Below are 17,363 nucleotides of genomic sequence, written 5' to 3'. Positions count from 1 at the left end.
TTTCAGGCACCACCACGCGCACACTCGGCCCTTCTAACGTCGAGGCGACAGGACGAACCCGGCCTGGTGTGAGCTCTTGCCTCAGTAGCAGTCACCTTAGTGGTCGGGCTTAATGCCGCTGTAGGGTCGTTCGAGTAGCGCTCGTGGCTTTGAGCGCGGTTCGTGTCAGGATGAGGACGGTCTGCTCTGATGCATGTATCGAGCCGGTTCTGACCAGCTTGCGGAACGCAGCGTGTGCGACCGCGCTCATGGGCTCAGCGTAGAGCCCGTGGCCAATAAGGTAGCGAGTCGACTGCGCGATGTCGTCGTTGATGCTGACGCCAGTGCCACCCGTCCTCACGACGGCGTCTGCGACCTCCAAGCGATGCACAGGCTGGGCGATGGAGGCGCCCTTGGCAAGCATAGAGCGTAGGGACTGCGTGTACCCCAACCCGGTGATGGTGGCGACGATGGGATCCCATCCTCGGGGCTGGCCGATAAAAATGCGTGGCGGTGCCGCTATCTCCCTGCAGTCCGTCAGCTCGGTGAATGCTAAGTCGAGGCCAAGTGCGATCGTGCCGGAGCCAGCAACCGCGACGATGTTGTCCGGTATCGTGTTGCCTAGATTCTCCCAGATCTCGTATCCCAGCGTCTTTATCCCGTGAAGAAAATAGGGACTCTAATTGTGGCTTGCATAGGGGATATCTTGCGCCATGCGTCTGGACTCGTCTGCCACGTGGTCGCGGGTGCCGGCTACGCGGCATACCTTCGCGCCAAAGTCCTCCATTTGTTCGACCTTCTGGCTCGACGTCGAAGATGGTACCACGATGGTCGCTTCGATGCCGGCCGCTCGCGCATAGGCAGCTACCGACGATCCGGCATCGCCAGAACTGTCCTCGAGGATCCGTCGTGCCTCAAGCGCTTTAGGGCCGTCACCATCGCGGATACGCCGCGATCCTTAAACGAACACGTGGGATTCATCCACTCTGCCTTGGTGAGAAAGGGCAACTCGTCATCCACAGCAATGGGCGCGGTACACCCCTCGCCGAGGCTCAGGCGTGAATCTGCAAAGGGAAGAGCCTTTCTGTGCCGCCAAATGGAGAAGTCATTTGTCACGACGTCGGAGCGGGTAAGTCCAGGCAAAGGTCGCAGGTGTAGTGGCTCACCGTCATCGCCGCGCCAGCGGTGTGCATCGGGTGTGTAATGACGACCGTCCGATCGACGAGTGTGATGTCCATAGCACAATGGTAGTTTCATGCCTGCGTTGGCGCTGGCTCGCGCGCGATGGTGCGCGTCGTCGCTTGGCAAGACGGCCCTATTTTGGCCGTCGCTCGTGGCAAAAATGCATTACGTTGGACGACGCCGAAAGTCCAGTTGTGTGGTTGTGGGTTGTGTTACGGGTGGGTTTTTTGTTGGTGTGGTGGGGTTTGTGGGGTGTGTGAGGGGTGGCATGGTGTGGTGGTTTGACGGTGTGGGTGGTGGGTGTGTAAGTTTTTTCTTGTCGCCGGGGCGTGTGAGGCACGGTTGTGGTGATGGTTTTCTGGTTTGGTTGTTCTGATTGCTGGAGTTTGACTTTGGTGGTTGGTTGGACTAGGTTGGAGAGGTTGCTCCTGAGGGGGTCTGGCAAAGGTTTTTTGTTGGGTTTTCTTGTGTGGGTGTGTTGTTTGATATCTCAATAGTGTGTCAGCTTTTTATGTTGTATTTTTTTGCTGGCTCTTCCATTTTTTGTGGTGGGGTTGGTTTTTTGCTGTGACTGGCCTTTTGGTTGGTTGTGGTTTTTGTTTGCCAGTTTTCTGGTTTTGTTGAGCTTGTTTTTCTTGCTTTTCATATGGATTGGGCTGGCCCTGTTTGTTGGGGTTGGTTTTGTTTTTTGTGGAGAGTTTGATCCTGGCTCAGGACGAACGCTGGCGGCGTGCTTAACACATGCAAGTCGAACGATGAAGCCTTTGCTTTTGCTTGGGTGGATTAGTGGCGAACGGGTGAGTAATACGTGAGTAACCTGCCCTTGTCTTTGGGATAAGCCTGGGAAACTGGGTCTAATACCGGATATTCTGCTTCTGCCGCATGGTGGGGGTTGGAAAGATTTTTTGGATGGGGATGGGCTCACGGCCTATCAGCTTGTTGGTGGGGTGATGGCCTACCAAGGCGTCGACGGGTAGCCGGCCTGAGAGGGTGACCGGCCACATTGGGACTGAGATACGGCCCAGACTCCTACGGGAGGCAGCAGTGGGGAATATTGCACAATGGACGCAAGTCTGATGCAGCGACGCCGCGTGGGGGATGAAGGCTTTCGGGTTGTAAACTCCTTTCAGTACAGAAGAAGCGATGAGTGACGGTATGTGCAGAAGAAGCGCCGGCTAACTACGTGCCAGCAGCCGCGGTAATACGTAGGGCGCGAGCGTTGTCCGGAATTATTGGGCGTAAAGAGCTCGTAGGCGGTTTGTTGCGCCTGCTGTGAAAGTCCGGGGCTTAACTTCGGGGTTGCAGTGGGTACGGGCAGACTAGAGTGTGGTAGGGGTAATTGGAATTCCTGGTGTAGCGGTGGAATGCGCAGATATCAGGAGGAACACCGATGGCGAAGGCAGGTTACTGGGCCACCACTGACGCTGAGGAGCGAAAGCGTGGGTAGCGAACAGGATTAGATACCCTGGTAGTCCACGCCGTAAACGTTGGGCACTAGGTGTGGGGCCTTTTCCACGGGTTCTGCGCCGTAGCTAACGCATTAAGTGCCCCGCCTGGGGAGTACGGCCGCAAGGCTAAAACTCAAAGGAATTGACGGGGGCCCGCACAAGCGGCGGAGCATGCGGATTAATTCGATGCAACGCGAAGAACCTTACCAAGGCTTGACATACACTGCGATGTGCCAGAGATGGTGCAGCCTTCGGGGTGGTGTACAGGTGGTGCATGGTTGTCGTCAGCTCGTGTCGTGAGATGTTGGGTTAAGTCCCGCAACGAGCGCAACCCTTGTCCTGTGTTGCCAGCACTTTGGGTGGGGACTCACGGGAGACTGCCGGGGTTAACTCGGAGGAAGGTGGGGATGACGTCAAATCATCATGCCCCTTATGTCTTGGGCTTCACGCATGCTACAATGGCCGGTACAGAGGGTTGCGAGCCTGCAAGGGTGAGCTAATCCCTTAAAGCTGGTCTCAGTTCGGATTGGGGTCTGCAACTCGACCCCATGAAGTCGGAGTCGCTAGTAATCGCAGATCAGCAACGCTGCGGTGAATACGTTCTCGGGCCTTGTACACACCGCCCGTCACGTCACGAAAGTTGGTAACACCCGAAGCCCGTGGCCTAACCTTTTTGGGGGGAGCGGTCGAAGGTGGGACTGGCGATTGGGACGAAGTCGTAACAAGGTAGCCGTACCGGAAGGTGCGGCTGGATCACCTCCTTTCTAGGGAGCCCTGGTGTGATGGTCACTGTTTGTTGGTGGTTGTCGTTTTTTGTTGGGGTTTTTAGTGGTGTGCAATGTGGGGAGCTGGCATGCTGTTGGGGTGTGGGGTAACACCTGTGCTGCCTGTGCGTGGGCCTGCTTGTGTGGGTTTGTGTGTGGTGTTGGTGTGGTGGTTGAGAATTGTATAGTGGATGCGAGCATCTTTTGGTTTTTGTAAGTGTTTTAGGGCGTTCGGTGGATGCCTTGGTACACGGAGCCGATGAAGGACGTTGTAGCCTGCGATAAGCCTCGGGGAGTTGGCATACGAGCTGTGATCCGAGGGTGTCCGAATGGGGGAACCTGCCTGGAGTTGTTTCTGGGTACCGTCATCTGAATGTATAGGGTGATTGGGGGTAACGCGGGGAAGTGAAACATCTTAGTACCCGTAGGAAGAGATATTCTGTGAGTAGTGGCGAGCGAAAGCGGATGAGGTTAAACCGGGTGTGTGTGATAGCCGTCGGGCGTTGCATATTCGGGGTTGTGGGGCCTGCAGTGATTCCCTCCGACGGGGGGTCGAGGAGTGATAAAGGTGGCAGATAGGTGAATCAGTTGGGAAGCTGGACCGTAGACCGTGATAGTCGGGTAGTTGAAATCTGTTGCTCTTCTTTGTGGTGTTCCCGAGTAGCACGGGGCTCGTGAAATCTCGTGTGAATCTGCACAGACCACTGTGTAAACCTAAATACTTCGTGTGACCGATAGTGAATGAGTACCGTGAGGGAATGGTGAAAAGTACCCCGGGAGGGGAGTGAAATAGTACCTGAAACCGGACGCTTACAATCCGTCAGAGCCCTTTTTGGTGGGGGTGATGGCGTGCCTTTTGAAGAATGAGCCTGCGAGTTAGGATGTGTGGCGAGGTTAACCCGTGTGGGGTAGCCGTAGCGAAAGCGAGTCTGAATAGGGCGGTTTGAGTTGCATGTTCTAGACCCGAAGCGAAGTGATCTAGCCATGGGCAGGGTGAAGCACGTGTAAGAGCGTGTGGAGGCCCGAACCCACTTCAGTTGAAAATGGAGGGGATGACCTGTGGTTAGGGGTGAAAGGCCAATCAAACTTCGTGATAGCTGGTTCTCCCCGAAATGCATTTAGGTGCAGCGTTGCGTGTGCTTGCTGGTGGTAGAGCGACTGGATGGTCGATGGCCCTTATACCGGGTACTGAGATCAGCCAAACTCCGAATGCTGGTTTAAGTTGAGCGTGGCAGTGAGACTGCGGGGGATAAGCTCCGTAGTCGAGAGGGAAACAGCCCAGATCATCGGTTAAGGCCCCTAAGGGTGTGCTAAGTGGGAAAGGATGTGGAGTTGCTGTGACAACCAGGAGGTTGGCTTAGAAGCAGCCATCCTTGAAAGAGTGCGTAATAGCTCACTGGTCAAGTGATTCCGCGCCGACAATGTAGCGGGGCTAAGTACACCGCCGAAACCGTGGCAACAAGTTTTTGTTGGGTAGGGGAGCGTCGTGCTCGAGATGAAGCTGCCGGGTGACCGTGTGGTGGATTGGGTGCGAGTGAGAATGCAGGCATGAGTAGCGAATGACGGGTGAGAATCCCGTCCTCCGAATGACTAAGGGTTCCAGGGCCAGGTTCTTCCGCCCTGGGTTAGTCGGGTCCTAAGGCGAGGCCGACAGGCGTAGTCGATGGGCAACCAGTTGTTATTCTGGTACCGGCGAAGGACCGTCCATGCTGAAGCGGGGGATACTAACCATCCTTGCTTGCTGTTGTACCCTTTCGGGGGTTGATGGTAAGTGAGCGTGGGACCTGATCTTGTGGTAGGCAAGCGTGTTAACAGGGGTGACGCAGAGTGGTAGCTTCCGCGTGGCTAATGGCTTGCCACGTTTAACAGCGCAGCTCGTTCCTTAGGTAAATCCGGGGAACATGGTGAGTGAGGCTGGATGATGAGACCGTGTGGTCGAAGTAGAGTGATCCTGTGCTGCCGAGAAAAGCCTCGACGTGAGGTCCAAGCCGCCCGTACCCTAAACCGACACAGGTAGTCGAGTAGAGTATACTAAGGAGTTCGAGTGAATCGTGGTTAAGGAACTCGGCAAAATGCCCCCGTAACTTCGGGAGAAGGGGGGCCTGATCCTTGAAGCACCTTGCGTGCTAGGGGTGATGGCCGCAGAAACCAGGGAGAAGCGACTGTTTATCAAAAACACAGGTCCGTGCGAACACGTAAGTGGATGTATACGGACTGACGCCTGCCCGGTGCTGGAAGGTTAAGAGGATCGGTTAGCCACCTTGTGTGGCGAAGCTGAGAATTTAAGCCCCAGTAAACGGCGGTGGTAACTATAACCATCCTAAGGTAGCGAAATTCCTTGTCGGGTAAGTTCCGACCTGCACGAATGGCGTAACGACTTCTCCACTGTCTCAACCGCGAACTCGGTGAAATTGCATTACGAGTAAAGATGCTCGTTACGCGCAGCAGGACGGAAAGACCCCGGGACCTTTACTATAGCTTGGTATTGGTGTTTGGTACGGTTTGTGTAGGATAGGTGGGAGACTGTGAAGCCGTGACGCTAGTTATGGTGGAGTCATTGTTGAAATACCACTCTGATCGTGCTGGATGTCTAACCTCGGACCATGATCTGGTTCAGGGACAGTGCCTGGTGGGTAGTTTAACTGGGGCGGTTGCCTCCTAAAATGTAACGGAGGCGCTCAAAGGTTCCCTCAGCCTGGTTGGTAATCAGGTGTCGAGTGTAAGTGCACAAGGGAGCTTGACTGCGAGACTGACAAGTCGAGCAGGTACGAAAGTAGGAACTAGTGATCCGGCGGTGGCTTGTGGAAGCGCCGTCGCTCAACGGATAAAAGGTACCCCGGGGATAACAGGCTGATCCTGCCCAAGAGTTCATATCGACGGCATGGTTTGGCACCTCGATGTCGGCTCGTCGCATCCTGGGGCTGGAGTAGGTCCCAAGGGTTGGGCTGTTCGCCCATTAAAGCGGTACGCGAGCTGGGTTCAGAACGTCGTGAGACAGTTCGGTCCCTATCCGCTGCGCGCGTTGGAAACGTGAGAAGGGCTGTCCCTAGTACGAGAGGACCGGGACGGACGAACCTCTGGTGTGCCAGTTGTACCGCCAGGTGCATGGCTGGTTGGCTACGTTCGGAAAGGATAACCGCTGAAAGCATCTAAGCGGGAAGCCTGCTTCAAGATAACGTTTCCCGAACACCCTTGGGTGTTGAGAGGTCCCCTATAGACCATGGGGTTGATAGGCCAGACGTGGAAGCACTGTAAAGTGTGGAGCTGACTGGTACTAATGGGCCGACCACTTAAAAAACCAGACAACAAAAATTTTCGTATCCACTATACAATTCTGGACCACCACCCCATCCCTTGGTGGCAGAGACAAATTGAATAAAAATTGGTCCCCAAATGTTTTGACGGTGGCCATAGCGGTGGGGAAACGCCCGGTCCCATTCCGAACCCGGAAGCTAAGCCCACCAGCGCCGATGGTACTGCACTCGCGAGGGTGTGGGAGAGTAGGACACCGCCGTCAACCAAACCCTTTTTGAGCCCTGACCCAACAGTCAGGGCTCAAAACACACCCTGGTAACATTTGCTTATGCGTTCCTTAACATCCCACGAGGCCGAACTCCTTGAGGCTCTCCTCAAGCACGGCCAGGCAAGCGACGATTCGATGTTGACCGAGGCTACGCGTCAGGACCTCATTGCACAGATCCCGTCCACCCGGGTCCATAGCGAGTGCGGCTGCGGAACCTGTCCGTCGATCCAGCTCTCGGCCCAGCGTCAGGACGCCTCGTTCGCATCCATGGAGATCATCGAGGCTGGTACCGTTTCTCATGACGCTATGATCATGCTTTTTGTCAACGACTATCAGCTGTCTTACCTTGAGGTCGCGCCCATGGGTGACTCGACCGTGGAGCTCCCAGCCCTCGACCAGCTCGTCTTTTTCTGAAACTCGGCGGCACGCATTCTCATGTCTCATCCACATTCTCCTAATCCCTTCGCGAACGCTGGCGAATCGGTGCCCACCTACGTCGACCTCCGCCCTGGATACTCGGCGTCAGCCCTTTCGAGCCTCGGTATTGAGCCGCACCACGTCGTCGTCGATGTTGGGGCTGGCACCGGCAAGCTTACGGCCACGCTCGCTGCGCTGGCCGGGGAGGTCTGGGCCGTCGAGCCGTCGGCCGATATGCGTTCCGGCTTCCGCGCCGCACTGCCAGATTTCCCCGCCGAGCGTCTTCTGGACGCCTCCGCCGAGCGTCTGCCATTCGCCGACGCCTCCGTCGACGTCCTCACCTACGGTCAGTGCTGGCATTGGGTCGATGAGAGGCTAGCCGCGAGTGAGGCGGCTCGCGTGCTTAAACCCGGTGGAGTCATCGCCATTCTTTTCAATCAGCTTGACGTCCGCCAGCCCTGGGTGCACCGCCTCAGCCGCATCATGCGTTCGGGTGACGTGCATCGAGCAGATCGCGTGCCAGACTTGCGGGTACCGGGCCATCACGGCCACATGGAGCGCCCGTTTTCGCCGCCCGAGCTGTCGATATCGGTCTGGCTCGATCCGCTCCTCCCGGAACAGATTGCCCAGTTGGGAACAACGCGATCGTCATGGATCGGCTCGGATGCCTCCGGCCGGGCTCGCATGCGGAAGAATCTCGATTGGTACATGTATGAGTATCTGGGGTGGCGGGACGACGCCGTCGTCGGGCTTCCGTACCAGCTACACGTGTGGAGTGCGCGGCTGAGTTGAGCCCCTGGTGTGAAGTGCGGGTGCCGTTGGGTGCGTCGTTGCTTGGGTGAGACTTGTGGAGGTGGTCAGCGTACGGGCTGACACGGCGTCGTGGGCGGGGGCTGGCTAGAATGGCGTGAGTAAATTCTAGGAAAAGGATGATCATGCCTCAGCTTCGGTCAGCGACGTCGACTCAGGGACGCAATATGGCAGGTGCGCGTGCGCTGTGGCGCGCCACGGGAATGAGCGCGCAGGATTTCGGCAAGCCGATCATTGCGGTGGCCAATTCCTTTACCCAGTTTGTTCCCGGTCACGTGCACTTGAAGGACATGGGCCAGCTGGTGATCAAGGCGATCGAAGCAGCGGGTGGCGTCGGCAAGGAGTTCAACACGATCGCCGTCGACGACGGTATTGCGATGGGGCACGAGGGCATGCTCTACTCGCTGCCTAGCCGTGAGATCATCGCCGATTCGGTGGAATACATGGTGAACGCCCATAGGGCTGACGCGCTGGTGTGCATCTCCAATTGTGACAAGATCACCCCTGGCATGCTGATGGCGGCGCTGCGGCTCAACATCCCGGTGGTGTTTGTGTCAGGCGGGCCGATGGAGTCGGGCAAGGCTGTGGAGGGCGTGGTCGACCACAACATTGATCTGGTTGATGCGATGGCACAGTCGGCGAATGAGTCGATCACGGATGCCCAGCTCCTGGCGATCGAGGAGAACGCGTGCCCCACGTGCGGGTCGTGCTCGGGGATGTTCACGGCCAACTCGATGAACTGCTTGACGGAGGCGCTCGGGCTGTCCTTGCCTGGTAATGGCTCGACGTTGGCGACGGCGGCGCGCCGCAAGGACCTTTTTGAGCGGGCGGGCGAGCTCATCGTCGAGCTGTGCAAGCGCTACTACGACGACGGCGACGAGTCGGTTCTTCCTCGCAACATCGCCACCCCGGCGGCGTTCCGTAACGCCATGACGATGGACATCGCGATGGGCGGATCGACGAACACGGTGTTGCACATTCTCGCGGCGGCGCAGGAGGGCGAGGTCGATTTTACGATTTCGGACATCGATGCGCTCTCGCGCCGGACTCCGTGCTTGGCGAAGGTGGCGCCGAATTCGCAGAAGTTCCACATGGAGGACTTCCATCGTGCCGGCGGCATTCCGGCAATCTTGGGCGAGTTGGATCGGGCCGGTCTGCTTGAGCGGTCGGTTCACGCCATTCACGCCGATTGCCTTGATGACTGGCTCGCTGATTGGGACGTGCGCGGGGGAAGGGCCAGCGCGGCCGCCCGCGATCTTTACACGGTTGCGCCGGGCGGGGTTCGCACGACGCAGGCATTTTCGCAGGATAAGCGCTACGAATCGATCGACGACGATGCGGCGGCTGGCTGCATTCGGGACGTTGAGCACGCCTACACGGCCGACGGCGGCCTGTGCGTGCTGTATGGCAATCTGGCCGAGGACGGGGCCGTCATTAAGACGGCCGGTATCGACGAATCGCTTTTCCACTTCGAGGGGCCAGCGAGGGTGGTCGAATCGCAGGACGCCGCGATTGAGCTGATCTTGTCCAAGCAGGTGAAGGAGGGCGACGTCGTCGTAATCCGCTACGAGGGCCCCAAGGGCGGTCCGGGCATGCAGGAAATGTTGTATCCGACGTCCTTTCTCAAGGGGCTGGGCCTGGGCAAGACGTGTGCGCTGATCACCGACGGGCGGTTCTCGGGCGGAACGTCGGGCCTGTCGATTGGGCACATATCGCCGGAGGCTGCCTCGGGCGGGACGATCGGTCTGATCGAGGAATACGACCGCATTATCATCGACGTCCCCAGTCGGCTACTCAAGCTCGACGTTCCGGACGAGGAGATCGCACGGCGACGCGCGGCCAAGGGGGAGGCTCCGTGGACCGCGAATCGTGACCGGAAGGTATCGAAAGCGTTGCAGGCGTATGCGTCGATGGCGACCTCGGCCTCGACTGGCGCGGCGCGAAAGGTGAACTAGGGCCTGTCCTTGCCGTGCTCTCGTGAGGGGACGGCGGGAATTTTCTTCGTTGTCTTGCTCACGCTGGAGCAAATGGGGCCCTAGGGCCGTTGGTATCGCGGGGGTTTCCGGAATAATAGTGATCAGTTCAGACGTCACATGTAAGGATGGACATGACTGCTGTTTTCCAGTTTCTTTCCTCGCAGACCGTTCTCCTCGTATTCTTCCTCGTCGGCCTCGGCATGCTTTTTGGGCATGTGAAGGTCAAGGGAGTATCGCTGGGTGCGGCTGCGGTTCTTTTTGTCGCTATCGCGATTTCCGCGTGGGGCACCTCGATGGGGATCGAGGTGGTTGTTCCTCACGAGATCGGTCACATGGGCCTTGCACTCTTCGCCTTCGCGATAGGTAACAACTCCGGCCCGTCGTTCTTTGAGAATGTGAAGAAGGCCGTGGGGCCGATGGGCACGCTCATGCTTCTCTACCTGCTCGTGGCGGCAATTGCCTACGGCGTGGGCAAGTTTGTTTTCGGCATGGATATCGCCCTGATCGCCGGTACCTTCGCGGGTGCCGTGACGAACACCCCGGCGCTGTCGGCGGCCGGTGAGGCAGCTGGGGACCCGGCGGCTGCTACGGTTGGCTACTCGATCGCTTACCTCTTCGGCGTGATTGGCATGATGATTGCTGCGGCCGCAGCACTGCGCAAGGCCAGCGAGGACACTGACAAGCCCGAGCCCGTCACCCACATGAACCTGCGCGTTGACCGCGACGACAGGCCGCGCTTGGGCGAGCTGATTGGCCTGCTGAAGAAGCCGGTGGAAATTTCGCGTATGCGCCGCGGCGAGACGGGCCCGATCTGGATCCCGACGCGCAACGATATCGTCGAAAAGGACGACCTGCTCACGGTCGTGGGTAGTGTCGCCGAACTCCAGCAGCTCGAGGAGCTGGTGGGCCACCGTTCCTCGCATTCGTTGCGTGCGGATCGTCGTTACCTCGATTTCCGTCGCATCACCGTCTCGGATCCGAAGATCGCCGGCAGGACGATCGCGGCCCTCGATGAGGAGCTGTCTGCCAAGTTTGGTGCCACCGTTTCCCGCGTTCGCCGCGGAGACAACGACATGCTGGCAATCCCAGGCTTCATGCTTGAAATGGGTGACCGCGTGCGCGTGATCGCCCCGACGTCGAACATGAAGGCTATCTCGAAGTACTTTGGCGATTCGTCGAAGGGCCTGACGGACATCAACCCCGTCACCCTCGGCCTTGGCGTCGCCCTCGGCATGGCCATTGGTGCGATCCGTATCCCACTTCCGGGCGGTTCGACCTTCGCGATCGGCGCGGCTGCTGGCGCGCTCATCGTCGGTCTCGTCCTAGGCCGCCTGGGCCGCATCGGCAAGCAAGTGACCGCTCTTCCGAATACGACGTGTGCGGTCCTTGCGGAGATCGGCCTGCTACTCTTCCTCGCGCAGGCCGGCACGAACGCCGGTCGTCAGATTCTCGTGGCGTTCTCCTCGGGTGCGTGGATCCAGATCCTCGTTCTTGGCTTCGTGATCACTTCGGCACTCGCGGCAGGCTTGTATGTCACGATGCGTTCGGTGTTCAAGATCGGCGGCACACAGCTGTCCGGCATGCTTGCCGGCGCGCAGACCCAGCCCGCCGTCCTGGCCTTCGCCAACACCCGCACGAGTTCCGATCCTCGCGTGGCCCTGGGCTACGCGCTGGTCTACCCGGCGGCCATGATCGGCAAGATCCTCGTTGCGACGATTCTCGGTTCGATGCCCTAAGGATTGACGACGCCGTGTGGGCCCGAAGCCTTGGAGGTTTCGGGCCCACACGTGCATCTGCCCTGCACCTGGCCTTGATATGTATCCGAGAGAGGGGAGTACCGACGGCGTCGTCGACGAAACTCGCCTTCCAAGACCGTAATCCACGATGTGAGATGCCGGCTTTTTGATTTTGTGGCAACTTCCCATCCGGTTATTCTTGAGGCATGTCGATTATTCTCGTAGTAAGTCAGCGCACCAGCAGGTAGAAGCTGACCTGCGGTGCGCCCCTCGAAACCCGAGGGGTTTTTTAATGCCTGAATGATCGTCGGCAGATTCTCAAGGAGGAACTATGGCTATGGCGCCCACCCCGCACCAGGTCAACGATCGGGCGGACACTATCCGCGAGACAACCACGGGAGCCCGTGCTGTCATTCGCTCTCTCGAAGAGCTCGGCGTGAAGAACATTTTCGGCCTGCCCGGAGGCGCAGCGCTTCCGCTCTACGATGCGATTTTCGAGTCGTCGATTCGCCACATTCTGGTGCGTCACGAGCAGGGCGCTGGCCACGCTGCGGAAGGGCTTGCGGTATCGACGGGCGAGGTCGGCGTATGCATGGCCACCTCCGGGCCGGGCGCATCGAACCTCGTGACAGCGCTGCTTGACGCGAATCTTGACTCCGTCCCACTGGTGGCGATCACCGGGCAGGTCGGCGCGTCCCTCATCGGCACGGACGCCTTCCAGGAAGCTGACATCATCGGCGCCACCATGCCACTGGTCAAGCACTCCTTCCTGATCACGGATGCCAATGACATCCCGGCGCGTATGGCGGAGGCCTTCTACCTCGCCTCCTCGGGGCGGCCAGGCCCGGTGCTGATCGACGTGACCAAGTCTGCCCAGATCGAAGAGTGCGAATTCGTCTGGCCCCCACAGATGGACATGCCCGGCTATAGCCCGCAAACCAAGCCCAACCTGCGTCAGGTGCGCGAAGCCGCGCGGCTCATCGCGGGCGCAAAGAAGCCCGTCTTCTATGTGGGCGGCGGCCTCATCCGTTCGCGCGCCCATCAGGAGCTTAAGGAACTCGTGGAGCTGACCGGTATCCCGGTGGTGACCACGCTCAATGCCCGCGGCTCCTTCCCCGACGCCGACCCGCACCATCTCGGTATGCCCGGCATGCACGGCACGGTTCCGGCGGTGGCCGGCCTGCAAAAGTCCGATCTCCTCATCACGCTGGGGGCACGTTTTGATGATCGGGTGACAGGCAAGCTTGACGAGTTCGCACCGAACGCGAAGGTCATCCAGGCCGATATCGATCCGGCGGAGATCGGCAAGAACCGTGCGGTCGACGTCGCCATCCTGGGCGACCTGCGGGAGACCATCATCGCGCTCGCGGAGGAGATGGAAGATACCTACGACCAGTACGGGGCCGCGGACTTGACGCAGTGGTGGACCTATCTGAACAAACTGCGCCAAACCTACCCCGTCGGTTACGAGGACACTGACGATGGGCTGATGAGCCCCCAATACGTCATCTCTCGCCTCGGCGCACTTGCCCCCGATTCGATCTTCACCACGGGTGTGGGCCAGCACCAGATGTGGTCCCAGCAGTTCATCCAATGGAAATTCCCCGGGCAGCTGGTCACCTCGTGTGGCGCCGGCACGATGGGATTCGGAGTTCCTTCGGCGATGGGCGCCCAGGTGGGTAACCCGGACAAGACCGTGTGGTGCATCGACGGCGACGGCTCATTCCAGATGACGAATCAGGAGCTGGCCACCTGCCGCCTGAACGACATCCCGATCAAGGTCGCGCTCATCAACAACTCCTCGCTGGGAATGGTGCGGCAGTGGCAGAACCTCTTCTACAACGGGCGTTTCTCCCACACCGACCTCAACACCGGCCACGGTACCCGGCGCATCCCGGATTTCGTCAAACTGGCCGACGCCTACGACTGCCACGGCATCCGCGTCGAGCGCCCGGAGGATGTGGACAAGGCGATCGAGGAGGCGATGTCGATTAATGACCGCCCGGTCGTCGTTGAGTTCGTCGTCTCACCGGATTCGATGGTGTGGCCCATGGTGCCGTCCGGGGTTTCCAACGATGACATTTTGTATGCGCGCGATTTGCGCCCGAAGCACGAAGAGGAACAAGCATGATCAGCCACCGTCGCACTTTGTCGGTTCTCGTTGAGAACAAGCCGGGCGTCTTGGCCCGCGTCTCGGGTCTCTTCGCACGCCGCGCGTTTAATATTCATTCGCTGGCGGTTGGCCCGACGGACGACCCGGAGCTTTCGCGCATCACGTTGGTGATCGACACCGCCGAGTCCTCCTTCGAGCAGCTGACCCGCCAGCTCAACAAGCTGGTCAATGTCATTAAGATCAGTGAGCTCGAGCCGGAGAACGTGGTTCAGCGTGAGCTGATCCTGGTCAAGGTCAAGGCCGACGATGCCTCGCGCACGAGCGTCATCCAGGTTGTCGAGCTGTTCCGGGCCCATATTGTCGACGTCGTCCCGGATGCCGTCACCATCGAGGCCACCGGCTCGGATGCCAAGATCAAGGCGCTGTTGTCCGCGCTCGAGCCGTATGGTGTCAAGGAGATCGTCCAATCCGGTGCCGTGGCTATCTCGCGCGGATCGCGGTCGATGACCGAAGCTGTCCAGGCCGAGCGCAAGCAGTTGCGCGGAGCATAAATGCCAAGCAGTCCATCTCAATTTTAAGGAGAAAAAGTGGCAGAGATTTTCTACGATTCCGATGCGGATCTGTCCATCATCCAGTCCAAGAAGGTGGCCGTCATTGGCTATGGCTCCCAGGGCCATGCGCACGCGCTTAACCTTCGCGATTCCGGGGTCGACGTCGTCGTCGGCCTGCGCCCGGGCTCGTCCTCGATCGCCAAGGCTCAGGAGCAGGGACTGACGACGGCGACCATCGAGGACGCGGTCAAGGACGCCGACGTCGTCATGATTCTCACCCCCGACCAGCACCAGCGCAAGGCCTACGCCGAGCAGATCGCCCCCAACCTCAAGGACGACGCCGCACTCTTCTTCGCCCACGGTTTCAACATTCGCTTCGGCTACATCAAGCCCGATGAGGGCCACGACATCTGCATGGTCGCCCCGAAGGGCCCCGGCCACACGGTTCGCCGCCAGTTCGAGGACGGGCGTGGCGTGCCGGACATCGTGGCTGTCGAGCAGGACGCCTCCGGCCAGGCATGGCAGCTCGCTCTGTCCTACGCCAAGGCCATCGGCGGCACCCGGGCCGGCGTCATCAAGACGACGTTTACGGAGGAGACTGAGACTGACCTCTTTGGCGAGCAGGCCGTCTTGTGCGGTGGCCTGTCCCAGCTCATCCAGTATGGCTTCGAGGTGCTGACCGAGGCGGGTTACCAGCCCGAGATCGCCTACTTCGAGGTCCTTCATGAGATGAAGCTGATCGTTGACCTGATCAACGAGGGCGGATTGACCAAGCAGCGCTGGTCGATCTCGGACACCGCCGAATACGGCGACTACGTCTCGGGACCGCGCGTGATCACGCCTGCGGTGAAGGAAAACATGCAGGCTGTCCTGGCTGACATCCAGAACGGCGCCTTTGCCTCGCGATTCATCGCAGACCAGGACAACGGAGCCAAGGAATTCGCCGAGCTGCGTGCCAAGGGCGAGGGACACCCGATTGAGAAGGTCGGCGTTCAGTTGCGCAAGATGTTCGCGTGGGGGAGCGTCGACGCCGACTACACGGACGGTTCAGCGGCCCGCTAAATTGCACATGTGGGCGGGAGGGTGGCCTTCGGGCCAGCCTCCCGCCCATTCTTGTTCTTTCGCCACCGCTGGGGCTCCACCTGCGGTTAGGATAGTGACACAGGCAATACCGGTTCAGAGACGAGCCGTAGGTGAAGGAGTTTACGTGTCACAGTTCCGCGTAGAAGAAGACCTTCTGGGCACCCGCGAGATTCCATCCGACGTTTATTACGGGGTCCATACACAACGTGCGATTGAGAACTTCCCGATCTCTGGGCGCACAATCAACGACACCCCCGAGTTTATTCGTGGCATGGTCATGGTGAAGAAGGCTGAGGCGCTGGCTAATCGCGACAAGCATGTTCTTCCAGCCAAGGTTGCCAACGCCATTGTCAAGGCCTGCGATCTCATCATTGATGAGGGTCGTTGCATGGACCAGTTCCCGGTCGATGCTTTCCAAGGCGGCGCCGGCACGTCGGTCAACATGAACACCAACGAGGTCGTCGCCAATCTCGCGCTCGAAACGCTGGGTCGCGAGAAGGGGGATTACGGCGTCGTGCATCCGAACGACGACGTCAACAAGTCCCAGTCAACCAACGATGCTTACCCGACCGGCTTCCGCATCGCGTTGTACCGCATGTGTGCGGACTTTATCCACGAGCTGGAGGCGCTACGCGAATCGTTTGACCGTATCGCGCAGAAGAACATGCACGTGCTGAAGATGGGGCGCACGCAGCTCCAAGATGCGGTGCCGATGACGGTGGGGCAGGAGTTTGCTGCGTACCGTGTTCTGATGGATGAGGAGGTGCGTAACGTTTCGCGGCAGATGGAGTTGTTGCTTGAGGTCAATCTTGGGGCGACGGCGATCGGAACGAAGCTCAATACTCCCGACGGGTTCCAGGAGGCCGTGGTCGCGCGCCTGGCTGAGGTGTCTGGCCTGCCTGTTATTCCGGCTCCCAATCTCATTGAGGCGACGTCGGACACTGGTGTCTACGTGGCCATGTCGAGCGCCTTTAAACGTATCGCGACCAAGGTGTCGATGATTTGTAACGATCTGCGCCTGCTGTCTTCCGGTCCGCGCGCGGGCCTGAACGAGATTAATCTCCCGGAGATGCAGGCCGGTTCTTCGATCATGCCGGCCAAGGTCAATCCGGTCATCCCTGAGGTCGTCAACCAGGTGTGTTTTAAGGTTATCGGCAATGATATGACGGTGACGATGGCCGCGGAGGCGGGGCAGCTTCAGCTGAATGTGATGGAGCCGGTGATCGCTGAGTGTCTTTTTGAAGATATTGAGCTTTTGACGAATGCGTTGGCGGTGTTGCGGGAGCGGTGTATTGATGGGATTACGGTGAATGAGGAGATATGCCAAGCTTATGTGGTTAACTCTATCGGGATTATCACGTACCTGAATGAGTTGATTGGGCATTCTCAGGGGGATGCTGTTGGTAAGGAGGCTGCCCGTACGGGTAGGAGTGTGCGGGATCTTATTCTTGAGCGTGGTTTGTTGACGGAGGAACAATTGGATGAGGCGTTGTCTTTGGAGAATCTGATGAATCCGGTTTATTTGGGGAAAACTTACGAGTAGGTGTAGTGAGTTTGCCCATCTGTTGAGATGTGGTTTGTTGTATGTGCATGTCGTCTTAGTGGCTAAAATCGCGCCATTCTACCTGTTTGCGGGGTTTGTGTAAGTGGGACACGCGAGTCACGAAGATGTGTGGCTCGTGTGAATATTGTGACTTCTCTGAGAGTTGGCTGGGAGCTGTGATAAATTGACTCCTGCTCGTAGGGCTGCGCCCAAGTGTAGCCTGTGAAATGAAACTCGT

Annotated in this window: 9 protein-coding genes, 3 rRNA genes and 1 pseudogene; 11 read left to right on the top strand and 2 right to left on the bottom strand. The window is 58.7% G+C overall.

The annotated features are described in order from the left end of the window. Positions 1 to 109: 109 nt before the first annotated feature. Together HLG82_RS10515 and HLG82_RS10510 are read right to left on the bottom strand one after the other, a co-directional pair. Positions 110 to 925 (bottom strand): annotated as a pseudogene (locus HLG82_RS10515) (pyridoxal-phosphate dependent enzyme). Positions 926 to 1,091: 166 nt separating this feature from the next. Beyond that, the gene (locus HLG82_RS10510) at positions 1,092 to 1,217 is read right to left on the bottom strand and encodes a hypothetical protein (RefSeq protein WP_255313843.1); all 126 of its coding nucleotides are present in this window, start codon (positions 1,215 to 1,217) and stop codon (positions 1,092 to 1,094) included. Positions 1,218 to 1,848: 631 nt separating this feature from the next. Here HLG82_RS10510 and HLG82_RS06775 point away from each other — a divergent pair. From HLG82_RS06775 to aspA, 11 genes are all read left to right on the top strand, one after another. Further along, a 16S ribosomal RNA gene (locus HLG82_RS06775) occupies positions 1,849 to 3,373 on the top strand. Positions 3,374 to 3,584: 211 nt separating this feature from the next. Further along, positions 3,585 to 6,671: ribosomal RNA gene (locus HLG82_RS06770) — 23S ribosomal RNA — on the top strand. Between the two features lie 102 nt (positions 6,672 to 6,773). Then, positions 6,774 to 6,890, top strand: a 5S ribosomal RNA gene (rrf, locus tag HLG82_RS06765). Together the 16S, 23S and 5S rRNA genes form the textbook arrangement of a ribosomal RNA operon. A 66-nt stretch (positions 6,891 to 6,956) precedes the next feature. Further along, the gene (locus HLG82_RS06760) at positions 6,957 to 7,310 is read left to right on the top strand and encodes a hypothetical protein (RefSeq protein WP_193326113.1); all 354 of its coding nucleotides are present in this window, start codon (positions 6,957 to 6,959) and stop codon (positions 7,308 to 7,310) included. A 21-nt stretch (positions 7,311 to 7,331) separates the two neighbouring features. Then, positions 7,332 to 8,105 (top strand): class I SAM-dependent methyltransferase, encoded by a 774-nt coding sequence (locus HLG82_RS06755; protein ID WP_193326112.1) that lies wholly within the window; start codon positions 7,332 to 7,334, stop codon positions 8,103 to 8,105. A 185-nt stretch (positions 8,106 to 8,290) separates the two neighbouring features. Further along, positions 8,291 to 10,078 (top strand): dihydroxy-acid dehydratase, encoded by a 1,788-nt coding sequence (ilvD, locus tag HLG82_RS06750; RefSeq protein ID WP_439654678.1) that lies wholly within the window; start codon positions 8,291 to 8,293, stop codon positions 10,076 to 10,078. A 152-nt stretch (positions 10,079 to 10,230) separates the two neighbouring features. Continuing rightward, positions 10,231 to 11,835, top strand: coding sequence for an aspartate:alanine exchanger family transporter (locus HLG82_RS06745; RefSeq protein WP_193326110.1), 1,605 nt, complete (start codon positions 10,231 to 10,233; stop codon positions 11,833 to 11,835). 337 nt (positions 11,836 to 12,172) lie between these two features. Continuing rightward, positions 12,173 to 13,966, top strand: a complete 1,794-nt coding sequence (locus HLG82_RS06740) for an acetolactate synthase large subunit (protein ID WP_197551765.1) — start codon at positions 12,173 to 12,175, stop codon at positions 13,964 to 13,966. Beyond that, positions 13,966 to 14,499: an acetolactate synthase small subunit gene (gene ilvN / locus HLG82_RS06735; protein ID WP_216858974.1), complete on the top strand. Its 534-nt coding sequence runs from the start codon at positions 13,966 to 13,968 to the stop codon at positions 14,497 to 14,499. Before HLG82_RS06740 ends, ilvN begins: the two co-directional genes overlap by 1 nt. Positions 14,500 to 14,535: 36 nt before the next feature. After that, positions 14,536 to 15,561 (top strand): ketol-acid reductoisomerase, encoded by a 1,026-nt coding sequence (gene ilvC / locus HLG82_RS06730; protein ID WP_193326107.1) that lies wholly within the window; start codon positions 14,536 to 14,538, stop codon positions 15,559 to 15,561. A 145-nt stretch (positions 15,562 to 15,706) separates the two neighbouring features. Next, positions 15,707 to 17,125 (top strand): aspartate ammonia-lyase, encoded by a 1,419-nt coding sequence (gene aspA, locus HLG82_RS06725; RefSeq protein ID WP_255313841.1) that lies wholly within the window; start codon positions 15,707 to 15,709, stop codon positions 17,123 to 17,125. The last annotated feature ends 238 nt before the right edge of the window (positions 17,126 to 17,363 follow it).

The sequence above is a fragment of the Trueperella pecoris genome (assembly GCF_014926385.1).
GTDB classification, from domain to species: Bacteria; Actinomycetota; Actinomycetes; order Actinomycetales; family Actinomycetaceae; genus Trueperella; species Trueperella pecoris.
The sequence above is the reverse complement of the archived record's forward strand: the minus strand, read 5'-3'. Positions and strand labels throughout refer to the sequence as shown.